11 protein-coding genes are annotated in these 12,180 nt (G+C 57.0%); 2 read left to right on the plus strand and 9 right to left on the minus strand.

Annotation, left to right across the window (positions count from 1 at the left end; genetic code table 11):
* From IPJ76_08950 to IPJ76_08965, 4 genes are all read right to left on the minus strand, one after another.
* The gene (locus IPJ76_08950; GenBank protein ID QQR88319.1) at positions 1-963 is read right to left on the minus strand and encodes a PD40 domain-containing protein; all 963 of its coding nucleotides are present in this window, start codon (positions 961-963) and stop codon (positions 1-3) included.
* On the minus strand, positions 960-1,364 hold the full coding sequence (locus IPJ76_08955) for a DUF1761 domain-containing protein (GenBank protein ID QQR88320.1): 405 nt from the start codon (positions 1,362-1,364) through the stop codon (positions 960-962). Before IPJ76_08955 ends, IPJ76_08950 begins: the two co-directional genes overlap by 4 nt.
* Before the next feature lie 57 nt (positions 1,365-1,421).
* The gene (locus IPJ76_08960) at positions 1,422-2,252 is read right to left on the minus strand and encodes an AraC family transcriptional regulator (protein QQR88321.1); all 831 of its coding nucleotides are present in this window, start codon (positions 2,250-2,252) and stop codon (positions 1,422-1,424) included.
* A gap of 170 nt (positions 2,253-2,422) precedes the next feature.
* Positions 2,423-3,001 carry a CPBP family intramembrane metalloprotease gene (locus IPJ76_08965; GenBank protein ID QQR88322.1) on the minus strand — a complete coding sequence of 193 codons (579 nt, stop codon included), beginning with the start codon at positions 2,999-3,001 and terminating at the stop codon, positions 2,423-2,425.
* Between the two features lie 345 nt (positions 3,002-3,346).
* Between IPJ76_08965 and IPJ76_08970 the strand changes: the two genes are divergently transcribed.
* A complete protein-coding gene (locus tag IPJ76_08970; GenBank protein ID QQR88323.1) occupies positions 3,347-3,613 on the plus strand; it encodes a transposase in 267 nt (88 codons plus the stop codon).
* A 23-nt stretch (positions 3,614-3,636) separates the two neighbouring features.
* A complete protein-coding gene (locus tag IPJ76_08975; protein ID QQR88324.1) occupies positions 3,637-4,533 on the plus strand; it encodes an IS3 family transposase in 897 nt (298 codons plus the stop codon).
* A 298-nt stretch (positions 4,534-4,831) separates the two neighbouring features.
* On the opposite strand, the gene IPJ76_08980 is transcribed toward IPJ76_08975, so the two are convergent.
* From IPJ76_08980 to IPJ76_09000, 5 genes are all read right to left on the minus strand, one after another.
* Positions 4,832-5,515, minus strand: coding sequence for a response regulator transcription factor (locus IPJ76_08980; GenBank protein QQR88325.1), 684 nt, complete (start codon positions 5,513-5,515; stop codon positions 4,832-4,834).
* Positions 5,493-7,037, minus strand: a complete 1,545-nt coding sequence (locus IPJ76_08985) for a HAMP domain-containing histidine kinase (GenBank protein QQR88326.1) — start codon at positions 7,035-7,037, stop codon at positions 5,493-5,495. Before IPJ76_08985 ends, IPJ76_08980 begins: the two co-directional genes overlap by 23 nt.
* 74 nt (positions 7,038-7,111) lie before the next feature.
* A complete protein-coding gene (locus IPJ76_08990) occupies positions 7,112-9,328 on the minus strand; it encodes a gliding motility-associated C-terminal domain-containing protein (protein ID QQR88327.1) in 2,217 nt (738 codons plus the stop codon).
* Between the two features lie 491 nt (positions 9,329-9,819).
* Positions 9,820-11,592: a T9SS type A sorting domain-containing protein gene (locus IPJ76_08995; protein QQR88328.1), complete on the minus strand. Its 1,773-nt coding sequence runs from the start codon at positions 11,590-11,592 to the stop codon at positions 9,820-9,822.
* Positions 11,593-11,721: 129 nt separating this feature from the next.
* Entirely contained in the window at positions 11,722-12,141 is a 420-nt protein-coding gene (locus IPJ76_09000; GenBank protein ID QQR88329.1) for a hypothetical protein, read from the minus strand.
* Positions 12,142-12,180 lie beyond the last annotated feature (39 nt).

A 12,180-nucleotide genomic window follows, 5' to 3' on the forward strand; every position in this document is an offset into this window, starting at 1 on the left:
CTATTCCCGTGCCGCTCGCACGAACACCGGCGCCTGCTCGCTGAGCGTATCGGTGGCCAGGGGCTTCACCTCCTTGGTGCGCATGTCCATCAGGAAGATGTCATAGACGGGACGGTCCTCTTCACTCACGACAGGCGTGCCACTGTACACGAGCAGGTTTCCGTCCGGGCTCCACGCGTGCCAGTCCTCGTCGAAGCCATCAGGAGTCAGTTGCTGCTCATCGGTGCCATCGGGCTTGATGCTGAAGATGCTGAGGTTGCCCTTGCGCTTGGAGCAATAGGTGATGCGGTCGTCGCTCCGCCATTGAGGTGGACCCGCGTGGTAGGCCCACCATTCGGCGGTGGTATCGTTGGCAGGATAGTGCGTCAACTGCCTAAGCCCCGTTCGATCGGTGTTGATGATGTGGAGTTCGGCGGGATAGCCGTGCTTGACCTTCTCCTTCGCACCACGGAAGACGATGCGTTCACCATTTGGCGAGAAGCACGGATCGTTCGCGTAGGCCAGGCCGTGGTAAAGCGTGTCGAGGATCGCGCCGTCCGCGCTGATGCGGAAGAAGGCCGTGTCATTGATGCCCTTGGGATCCACGATGAACTCGGCGCCGTTGAAGCGCGAACCCATCCAGCTGTCCTGTAATTGCCGGTCGCTGATCCGGCGGACGTTGTTGCCGTCGGCGTCCATCTCGTAGAGGAAGTAGCAGCGGTGACAGGTGTCGCGGTCGCTGAGGAAGAGGAGCCGATCGCCGTAGGCTGAATACACCCAATCCACGCCGGGTGTGTTGGTGATGTTCTTGCGGTTACTGCCATCGAGGTCCATGATGAAGACCTCGTAGTTGTCCTCGGGCGTGTTGGTGTACACGTTGAAAGCTATGCGGAGATCGGATGGTGCATTAGCTTCCTCGATCTGGGCTGGATTCTCGCCGCATGCGACCAGCACAAGTGACGCGAGCAGGATCGTGTTCTTCATCGCCATGCCCCGATGATAAGCCCCTTCAGCGTGAAGGCCACCAGCATGTAGCCCGCGTTGATCAGCATGTAGCCCCATGTGCGCTGCTCGAAGAGCCCAACGATCATGAAGGCCAACGCGGCCCACACGCCGGTGAGCAGGCCGTAAAGGGCGCCTTGAGATGCGTTCATGTCTGGCGAACCAAGGAAGAAGGCGAGGTTGTAGCTGATGATGAGCGCGAAGAGGCAGGTGAGGCCGTAGGTCTTCGCCGGGTTCAGGGCCTTCTTGATGCCCTCATCGGTGAAGCCGTTGGCATCGCGCCAGGGTTTGTAGAAGAGCAGCGGCGAGTACCAGAGCGCGCCGACGAGCAGGTCGCTGAGCGCGGCAACGATGATGGCGAGGTGGTTGAGCTGGACGTCCATGTTCAAGAGGTATAGCGCGAAGGAACCGATCGCCGAGCGGATCCGCTTGGAAATAATTCACCTCCCATCCACGGGCAGCCAGTTCAGGAATGGACCCTTTACTTGCATGTAGCACGTGGGTGAGTGGCCGGTCATCTCCTGGAATTGGTTCACCATGTGTGACTGGTCGTAGAAGCCATGCTCCAGCGCGAGCTGTGTCCAGTCGGGAGCGCTCTCATGCTCCAGACGCCGCAACAGTGCTTGGAAGCGCACAAGGCTCGCGTAGCGCTTGGGGCCAAGCCCGCAGTGGCGGTGGAAGAGGTCGTTCAGATGTTTCTGCGAGCAACCGAGTTCGTCGCTCAATACGCCCACGGTTCCGATGCCACCGCGACGATGAAGCGCTTGCAGGGCGATGCCGACCCGGCGCTCCACCGCGCTCATCGGGAAGAGCGGCGCAAGGATGTCCTCTGCTTCATCCAGCATGGCTTGCGCGCCACGTTGCTCCAAGCGCTCGCCCAATCGGTCGCGCACGGTGGCGAAGAGCGCGCCGAGCAGGAGGTCGAGGTCCACCACGGTATCGTTCAACTCGTGAGCCGGCAGACCGACAAGAGTCGGCAATGTCCCCGGACGCAACCTCAGCACCAGCATGGGTGCGCCGCTGCCCACGCCGATCACGATCCGCGAAGTGCGCATGCCACTCACCCAGCCGCGCTTGTGCATGTCGCAGCGCTCACCGTGCTCATCGTGCCAGCGTTGTTTGGGTGTTTCGCTCAGGTCGATCACCACCTCACAACCGCCATCGGGCACGAAGACCTCGCGCGCATGCGCTGGCCGATAGCCCTGGTGGAAGGTGATGTGCTCCACCGCATGGGCGATCGGGCCCGATGGTTGGCGGAAGAGGAGGAGCATGCGGAAAGGTATCGTACTTCCAGAATGCGAAGAGCGGATCTTCACCGTACTGGCGACTGCGTCAGGTCCTTCGGCGGCTCAGCATAAATGCGCAGTGCGTTCGGGACCGATCGATCGGTAATTCCGAGAAGGCCGATCGTGTGGATCGCTCCGTGCGGATGCATAGCCCCTTAGGACGGGATCGCCGACCGGTCCTTGCTCCCCGGCCACTTGCTCACCATTGCGATCCACGTTACCAGGCAGATCCCGAAGATGGTCATGCGCGTGGTCCCGGTCATGCCATCTTGGATCAGCGCATTGGTGCTGAGCAAGCTGCCCAAGAGGTGGAAGCACGCCACCGAGATCACCGAGCCCGTGGTGTCCGTGATCCGCTCGAATCCCCAGCTGCCGAAAATGAGCATGCCCAGGAATACCGCGTGTTCGCCAATGGTGGCCGCGCTCAACGGGGTCAAGTGCCAGGCATACCACAGCACACCGATGATGAGCGCACGCACCCAGATGCCGCCAACGCCCATGCCGCGCACTTCATCGAGCAGGTAGCCTCGCCAACCGAATTCCTCGAACACCACATAGCCCACGGACACCACACCGATGATGGCGCCATGGAGATGAGGGTCCAGCACCGCTTCAGGGTCTTCGATACCGACCACGGCGAATAGGCCGACCAGTGGCGCGGCCATCAGCAGGCTCCATTTCCGGGAACTTCCGAAGAGCGTAACGCGTTGTGGTGGACGGAACAAGGTATTCATAAGCTATCACCATAGGTCTTAGCCATTCAACCTTGCATTTCAGAGCATTGATCCATACCTATGGATGGAATGTCAGGAACGAGGCGGGATCATAGACACAGGGTAGCCACATTCTTGCGAGCAAATGATCGAAGTACACGGTTCTTAGCAACCGGAAAGCGTCGATCATTGAACGATGGACCTCCGCGACTGAGCTCCCCATATCGGTACATCGACAAGTCCTTCTCATCGGATTGCCTCCTACAAACTCGACACGCATCCTTGTATGCCGCATCGCTGTTAAACTCTGTAAGCACCCCCTGAAACAGGTGCAGGTGGAAGTAGAACCACCTAAACTTGATCAGGATGAGAAAGAGCAGATTCACCGAGACGCAGATCATTGCGATGCTGCGCGAGCATGAGGCAGGCAAGAAGGTTTCGGACGTGTGCCGGGAGCATGGCGTGAGCCAGCCGACGTTCTATCAGTGGAAGGCCAAGTACAGCGGTCTGGACGCCAACCAGCTCAAGGAGTTCAAGGAGCTGAAGGCCAAGTATGCACGCCTTGAGAAGATGTACACCGAGGCGCAGATGGACCGCCAGGTGCTCAAAGAGATCATCGAGGGAAAGTTGTAGGCCCGGACGACAAACGAGAGGTCGTGCGCCGACTGGTCGAACAGCGCCAGTACAGCGAACGCCGGGCCTGCAAGCTGTTGAACTTGAGTGCGAGCGTGTATCGCTATGCGCCCAAGGAGAAGAACGATGCGGAAGTGATCGAGCACATGATGCGAGTGGTGGATCAGAACCCCACATGGGGGTTCGGTCTGACCTTCGACCAGATGGTCACTGAGGGGACCGGGGCCAACCACAAGCGGGTGCACAGGCTCTACAAGGAGGCGGACCTGCACTTGCGCAGGCGTACGAAGCGCCGGGTGCCCGAGCGGGTGAAGGACCCGATCGTTCTGCCCATCGGCCCGAACATCACTTGGAGCATGGACTTCATGAGCGATGCGCTGGTGACCGGTCGCAAGTACCGCACGTTCAACGTGATCGATGACTTCAACCGGGAAGCCTTGTGCATAGCGGTCGACACCTCTCTGCCTGCTGCACGCGTGATCCGTGAGCTGGACCAGCTGATCGCCTGGCGTGGTAAGCCCGAACGCCTTCGCATGGACAATGGCCCGGAGTTCATCGCACACGCCATGCAGGAATGGGCCACATCCAACGGGATCGCCTTCACCTACATCCAGCCGGGCATGCCCATGCAGAACGGCTTGGTCGAGCGCTTCAACAAAACGTACCGGACCGAAGTGCTCAATGCGTGGATCTTCGAACGCCTGGACCAAGTACGCACCATCACGCAAGAGTGGATGTGGCGCTATAACAACCAGCGCCCGCACAGGTCGTTGCTGCGCTTATCGCCCCGTGCGTTCCTGTTGAAATGTGGACAACTCCCTGCCCACTACACAGGCTCACGCGCGGACTTCCCCACAGTTCAACAGGACATCCACAACACCACCACACTCAAAAGTACCTTTACAAACCGCTGCGCCTAAAATGGGGGTGCTTACACCTTCATCGATGGTGCACGTGGTCGCCTTGGTCTCTTCTCCGCGTCAGTCATCGCCTTTGCTTTATGCTTGATTAAGAACCGCCACCAAGAACATCGGGTTTTCGCAAGCCCCGACATACGAGCCGACGCGCTGGCCTGCGACAACCCTTCAACGATATAACATATACCGTTGGTTGGAATGAAATGGAACGAAGGTCATGCATACTGGCCTATGGGCTGCAACCATCACCAAACAGCCGACTTTGAATGCCAAAGTTCTCTTGAGTTAGTAGCGGATTGCGCTATTCACCTGCCTCCAAACGATATCCTCTCCCATGCACATTGTGCAGCGATACGCGCTCATCCATTCTCAAGTGCTTCCGGATACGGGTCAAGTAAACATCCATGCTCTTGCTATGATAGGGATCGTCTTTTCCCCAGACGCGCGTAAGAAGTTCAGTTCGCGTCACTGTTCGACCTATGTTCAGTGCTAGTATTTGCAGAAGGCGAGCCTCCTTTTCCGTGAGTAAAGAACGCTTCCCCTTAAAGTTCAGCGCACGTTCTCGAAGGTCGAGCGAAAAGCCACCAAATTGCAGCACGGCCTCCTTTTCTACTCGAGGACCCATCGTTCGGTCCAGGACCGCGTTGACGCGCAAGAGCAGTTCCTCGAAGTCGAACGGCTTGGTCATATAGTCATCGCAACCGCGCTGAAATCCCTCTTTCTTGTCCTGTTGCGTGTTCTTTGCAGTGAGGAATATGAAGGCAGCTCTTGGATCGATCGCACGCAATTCGGTTGCTAACTGAAACCCGTCTTTCCTTGGCATCATCACATCAAGTATGCAGAGGTCGAACGCGGAAAGGGCGAAAAGGCGTTTGGCCTCGGAACCGTCCGCGACCAATGTGGGCTCATATCCGGACAACCTGAGGTTCTCTACCAGCAGGCGACCCATGTTCGGATCGTCCTCAGCTATGAGGATCTTGGCCATTTGTTCGTATTTCCGTTGGAAGAAAGAGTTCCACCAGGGTTCCTGTGGTCTGCACACCAAGTTGTACCCACCCGTGGTGCGCTTGGATCACTTGCCTGGCATAGTACAGGCCGATGCCAGTCCCCTTCACAGCATAACGGTCTGGGTTACGCACCCGGTAGAACTTCTCGAATACCAGTTCGCGATCCGCTTCAGGGATGCCAGGACCATTGTCACTGAAGCGCACAAGGATGCCATCTTGGGCGTCTGAAGTGCTGATCACGATCTGGGCTTGTTCACCGGAATACTTGATAGCATTATCGATCAGGGCGTGCATGGCGTTGGTGAGGTAGGTCTCATCGACCATGATCCAATTCGTATGAGCACGTAAGTGGAGCACGAGATCGATCCGGTCCCTGTTCGCTAATAGTTTGAAGCCTTGAAGTGTACGCTCCAATAAAGTATGCACATCGTGTAACTCGAGTCGTAACAACAATTGCCCACCTTCAAGCAGGCTGACGTCCAATACTTTCTTGATGCTTGACTTCAAACGCAGGTTCTCCACGGTGACTATATCCCACAGTTCATCGTCGTTCATCCCCGGGCTTTCCGGGCGAGATCGTTTAAGGGTATCAAGCGCCAATGAGATGTTGGCGATGGGAGTGTTCAGTTCATGGGTGATGTTGCTCACAAGGTCCATCTGCATCTGAGCCAATCTGGTCTGGGTAACGCTGAGGCGGATCGCTTTCCAGGCCACAATGAACCCAGCGAACAATGCGCCAAGGAAGATCAGGATCTTATGGACCTGGGATACTGCCACAGTGAAGAGGGCATGCGGGTGATCGACAAATATGCGGAGTGGTTTTCCCGATAGCCGACCCGAGAAGATGGTGACCGCATGACGTGCTGTACGAGCGCGTGTCCTATCCATAGCTCCGCGCCGGAACAGCACCGCATTCGTCAGGGTATCGATGATCGCCATATTGATCGTGCGGAAAGGCGCGCTGATCAACCGCTGATCAACGTAAGAACCGATCCGCGCCGTATCGAGGAAATCATCGTATGGTGATCCGATGGTCCGCTCTGCTTGATCGGCCTCGGCGACTCGTTCCACAAAAGGCGAACGGGGGTCATCCGGCGAGACATACCTGATCAGCAGCGAGATCTCTGCAAGTGCTGGCCGGTCCAGCGGAAGTTGGGCGAACTTTAGCAGCGTGTCGCCGTCAATGCGCTCACCGAGAAATTCGGTGATCGTATCGACGCCGCTCTCGTTCGTCATACTCGGGACCATGATGGTGAACGGAACCTCACCCGAGAAGTAGTGTTTCGCCTTCAACCGAACGCAGACCCCGTCCTCAGCGATCGCCTGTGCCAACCGCTCCAAGCGTTGTTGTGTGATCCGCTCGTGCCCCTCCGTTTGATCCATGACGTAGGCCATCCAACCCACGCAGCCGAATATCAGCACTATGCCAGTAGTTATTGCAAGCCAGCCGAGCGCACTTCTACCATGTCGATCCGACCGATGACGAAGCTTCATCTGCATGGCACTCAAGCGGCATATAAGCACAAGTTCAACATAAAAGGATTGCTGTGACGAATTTACCGGTGCGCGCCACTTTAGAGTATCGTAAGATATCCTGTCATTGTTGATGCCCTGGCCGGCAACTGCAGTACATAGTAATACGTGCCATCACTCACACCTCCGCCGTCCCAATTGTTCTTGTAATTCGACGAATCGAATATGACCTGACCCCACCTATTGAAAATACGAAGCTGATGGTCGACTCCCTCAAGGCCCGATATGTGGAAGTGGTCGTTGGTGCCGTCCCCGTTCGGCGAGAAAACGTTCGGAACGACGATCTCTTCCGGAACTACCAAGACGCACTCAGGAACATCGATCATCGCCAGTGCCGTATCCGATGCCACGCAGTCATTACTTGAACTGGCGATCAATGTGATCGTATAGGAGCCTTGCGTAAGGTAGGTGTGCGTTGGATCGGCGCCCGTTGTGGCCGCTGTGCCATCCCCGAAGTCCCAGACCCAGCTATCCGCTGTGCCGATGCTGGAAAGACTCCACGTCATGGGGGCGCAGGTATCGGCGGTTACCTGCGTGAAAGAGGCTGTGACTTCTGCTGAACCAAGTTCGGTATCCAGTATGAATGCGAGTACATCGAAGCTCTCCGCAGGGGTTGTGCTCCAGGCGTTGACGGTTGTAGGGAATGGCCCAGGCCAACCGTCCTCGCACAGTGCCTGAAATAGAACGCCCTCTTCGTTGAACCGGCTCATGCCAGCATCCTGGTGGTCCCCGTCCAGGCCGAAGTAGGTGCCGAAGAGCTGGCTGGATAATCCGGTGTCATACACCCCAACGTAATACCCCACTGGGTTGGACTGAACCGCATCCGATGTGACCGGAATGTCGGAGGAAGGCAGGTAGCCGGAAGTATAGACCCTGCCACATTGATCCACACGGAAGGCGCTCGGTGCGTAACCGCTCGCGATACATGTGGACATCTCCAATGTGGCCAAGTCCTCGCTGAACCGGGCAACCACGACACCTGAGTTGCCGGTACTGAAGGTGCCGGTTGGTTGCACGGTGATCAGTGACGCATGCTGTCCAAGTAAATGAACCTTGCCTTGAGCGTCGAGATCCACACGTTGAAGTTGGTCGAGGTCCTCGCCACCGAAGTAGGTCGATCCGGCGAGGCTTGTTCCATTGTCGACGATATGCGCCACGAAACCATCTCGCGTACCTGCGAACGCAGGCTGATGACCAATGCCAGGGAATGGCATGTTACCGTCGCCGGTGCTCCCCACTACGAACACACCACCGCTGCCGTCCAGATGTAGACCGTAGGCAACATCGTTCAATTCACCCCCAAGCCGTGTGCTCCACATGAGTGCGCTGAGGTCGGCGCTCATCTTGAATACGACCGCATCCTGGGCTCCAGCGCTCGCCGTCTGAATGGCACCTGTGGTCGTAGGAAAGTTTGTGGACCAGGTCGCGTTGCACACGTAAACGTCACCTGAATCATCTAGGACCACTTCGCCGACCACATGGTCTCCTACGTTCTCCTGAACGCCGTTCCAACCATCATCATCAGAACCTCCGACATAGGTGCTTGCCAGTAGGTCCGCTCCGTCAGCGCTCAACCGGCTTATCACGATGTCCCGTTCGATGAGTCCTCCACCCCACGTATCATCGAAGGCATCGGGCGAACACGGATAGTTCTCCGAATTGCTCGTCCCCATGATCACGAGCGAGCCATCAGCAGCCTCGATCATGCTCGCAGGCGTGTCATTCCCGTCACCACCGAGGTAAGTCGCCCACAACAGGGCCGTACCGTCGGCGCTCAATTTGCTTATGGCCATGCTGTATGGCCCACCAGGAAAATTGAGTTGGAAGGCGCCGGGTGTTGTTGGATATCCTTGGGAGAAACAATGCGCTCCCGTGAAGATCGAACCGTCCGCACCATATGTGGCGCTGCCTCCGTAGTTCTCGGTCCATCCAATATCACCCGTACCAGAATAGGTGGCGGCCAGGATGACCGGGTCGATCACAATTGGCCTTAGCGGGTCAACGGCTCCATCGAAAGCGAAGCTGACCGTTTGGTCTTCCACCACATACCGGCACTCTACACGTTCCTGTTTTCCATCCGCATAGTAGGCAACAGGAGCGCCTTCGGTCAGATCTCCCACGCTCGTCCCGATCTCCAATGAGCCGTCCTGTAGTAGTGTCATACGGTCTGGCCCTGTGTATCGCAGCTTGATCCGTTCGACATCTTGGACATTGTTCAGGAACAGGTCATACTTGAACGCCGCTCCTTCGGTATGCATCACGATATCAACACCAGGCCAGACAGCAGTACACCGCACGCCGGCGTAAACAGGAACGCGCTTCGCCCATCTGGCCGCATCATTGCCCACTAGGAAATTCAGATAGGCTGGCCCTGGAGCCGTTCCCTGCCATCGCGCCTTGTTGTTTGCACCGACGAATTCCACCCGCCATGCGTGTCCATTCAGACCGAAATCGGTCAACGCATTCTTGTCGGCGTGTATGTGATCATGTGTCCGAACGGAAGCATTTCCCTCCAATAGGGACCACGTTATACCACCATGTTCCAGGAACAAACTAAGGTTCGTGCCACTTCGGTATTGCACTTCTTCGGGCCACTGACCATCGTTACGAACGAACACCGCGTCAATACTTGACTGAGTCGCGGTCTGCGCGGTAGTGATCACTACAAAGAAATGCATCGCTACGAAGTAGAGGGTAACGCGGAACGTGCCCATAGCCGGGTCTCTCATAGCATTGGTCTATTGCTCGCTCAATGATCTACCACGAATCGGATGTTGTGCATCGCGGATCGATCCCGGAAGCGGATCGTGTACATCCCATTGTTCAAGTCACTTACGTCCAGGCTGCTCGTTGACGCTACCTTGACCAGCCGTCCGACACCATCGAGTACTTCGATTTCGGTATTTGCTTCCAGACCACGGATCGTGACAACGCTGCTCGCGGGATTGGGAAATACCATGACCTGCTGGGAAGTATCCTGTGCTTCTGATCCACCTAGCGCTAACACGGTCAGATCGTAGCAGGCGAAGAAGGGATCGCCGCCTTGCTGTGCGACCACATTGTTCACGCCCGGCCCCAAGTCCAGATCAGCGGTTCCGGTGAAGACGCCCACCATGCATAATTCACTCGCAGACGGGAAAAGATGTGTAGGTCCATCGGCTCCGGGGCCACCATACGTGCCGCTCCACAGGTATTGGCCAGCCGCATCGAAAGAGGCCACGAAGCCGTCCTTGGTCCACATGGGTCCATTCGCGGTAACCTGCACTGATGCACCCGCGCTGTTCAACTCGGCTGTGTTCATGAAGGTGGATCCGATGTACACGCGGTCCAGTTCATCCACGGCACAGATCGCGTTATAGATGTCGTCATCGTTGGGCGAACCGAATTGTTTCTCCCAGATCAATGATCCATCCGCGCTGGCGAGCTTCACGAGGAAGGCATCGGTACCAGAGCCGCCGTAGGGAACCAATGACAGTAGACTACCACCTGCGGTTGTTGAATAGTTGCTCATGAAATACCCGGCGACATATGCGTTGCCCTGTGTATCCAAGGACACATCCGCAGCCTCTTCGTTATGATTGGGGCCGAAACCGTTGCCTCCGAAGAAGAACTGGCACCACACCAGATCACCGTTCGCATCGAACTTGCTGGCGAAGGCGTCCTGCATCGTGTGAACGGCACGGTAAGGCACCAACTGGCCGGGACCTGGGTCATAGTCACTCAGATCGATCGGATCCGGTGAGCCGAAGGACGCGCCTGCGAGGTAGAAGTACTCATTCAGGCCATCGTCCCACCGGGTCACGTGGCGCAAGCCGTTGGCGCCCCATGGCCTGTGCCATTGGAACACACCGCTGCTGTCCAGTCGTGCATAAATGAAGTTGGTCCGGCTTTGCCCCGGAACAGGCGGCGGCGGGATCTGGGCGAGCCCCGGTCCTGGATCGTAGTCAGTGGGGTTGCTGCCGAGCGCTTCGCCGAACATGAACAGATCATGACTGAGCGGACTGTACAACAGCCGCACCGTTGCCTGCGTGCTCGCGGTACCGTCACCTATCTGGGCATGCCACAGCAGGTCGCCCGTGGCGTTGAACTTTCCGTACCACCCGTTCACTCCGCCATTGCAATTGCAGTTCACCGTCGCCACGCCGGGACCAGGATCCACATCCGCTGTGCCACTGGCCGCACCGCTCGCATAGAACTGTCCGTCCTCTGTGAACGAGAATTGGCCCATCCAAACCGTCTCGGTGCTGTTGATCTGCTTGTGCCAGAGGTAAGCCCCGGCTGCATCATAGGCCACCATCGCACTCTCTCGTAAGCCGACCTGTGGTTCCAACCAGACCGCATTAGGACCAGGGTCCACATCGATGCTGTCCCAAAGGTCCACAGCGGCCATATAGCCACCCAAAGGGGTAGGATAGAGCTCGATACGGCTGTAGGCGTGTGTGGGGTAGTGCAGTAGAGAGGTCAGGTCTTGAGCAGGAAGCACAATGTTGGAGAGCATGGCAATGATGAAGGCGTATCGCATGAGGTTTAGTTTTGATGCATGCAAGGTCCAATGGTTCGCACGAGTATGATCGACAATGTTCCCGAAGCAGGAGTAAACAGGGACAAAAGCGGTGAAATGCATGATGACGATCGCCAGCATATTGGACAATTAGGGTTTGTTTAAGAGTCTTCCCGAGTGCCACCTGACGCACCATGAATCCAGTGTGCGCCCCCCAATTCGCGAGTCAACGCCTCTTTCGTTCCTGACCATAAGCGAAGTGTACCTTGCCTCGAATAGGCGCTGATCGCGATGAGGCAACACCATGAACGGCGCGCAGCCGCGCACGATCACATCGAGTTCAAGAAGGTCCTTCTTGATGGTCGCGGACGAGTGCACGCTGAGAAGCTTGCCGCAACTGTTGCAGACAACAAGAAGCGCTTCGACATGCTGATGTCGATCTTGGATGGCACCGACCGATTGGCTGGACAACGTGCCGCTCATGTTCTGCAATTGGTTGGTGAGCGATATCCGCATCTGCTCGGCCCGCACATAGGTGTGCTGTTTCAGCTCTTGGACCAAGACGTTCACGAAAGCGTGCAACGCGTTGCGGTGAGGTCGTTGCATTAC

This window comes from Flavobacteriales bacterium (assembly GCA_016699575.1).
GTDB lineage: Bacteria > Bacteroidota > Bacteroidia > Flavobacteriales_F > PHOS-HE28 > PHOS-HE28.

Coding starts and splice junctions, on each gene's coding strand:
- IPJ76_08950 (QQR88319.1), bottom strand. CDS start 963: ATGAAGAACACGATCCTGCTCGCGTCACTTGTGCTGGTCGCATGCGGC.
- IPJ76_08955 (QQR88320.1), bottom strand. CDS start 1,364: ATGGACGTCCAGCTCAACCACCTCGCCATCATCGTTGCCGCGCTCAGC.
- IPJ76_08960 (QQR88321.1), bottom strand. CDS start 2,252: ATGCTCCTCCTCTTCCGCCAACCATCGGGCCCGATCGCCCATGCGGTG.
- IPJ76_08965 (QQR88322.1), bottom strand. CDS start 3,001: ATGAATACCTTGTTCCGTCCACCACAACGCGTTACGCTCTTCGGAAGT.
- IPJ76_08970 (QQR88323.1), top strand. CDS start 3,347: ATGAGAAAGAGCAGATTCACCGAGACGCAGATCATTGCGATGCTGCGC.
- IPJ76_08980 (QQR88325.1), bottom strand. CDS start 5,515: ATGGCCAAGATCCTCATAGCTGAGGACGATCCGAACATGGGTCGCCTG.
- IPJ76_08985 (QQR88326.1), bottom strand. CDS start 7,037: ATGCAGATGAAGCTTCGTCATCGGTCGGATCGACATGGTAGAAGTGCG.
- IPJ76_08990 (QQR88327.1), bottom strand. CDS start 9,328: ATGCATACCGAAGGAGCGGCGTTCAAGTATGACCTGTTCCTGAACAAT.
- IPJ76_08995 (QQR88328.1), bottom strand. CDS start 11,592: ATGCGATACGCCTTCATCATTGCCATGCTCTCCAACATTGTGCTTCCT.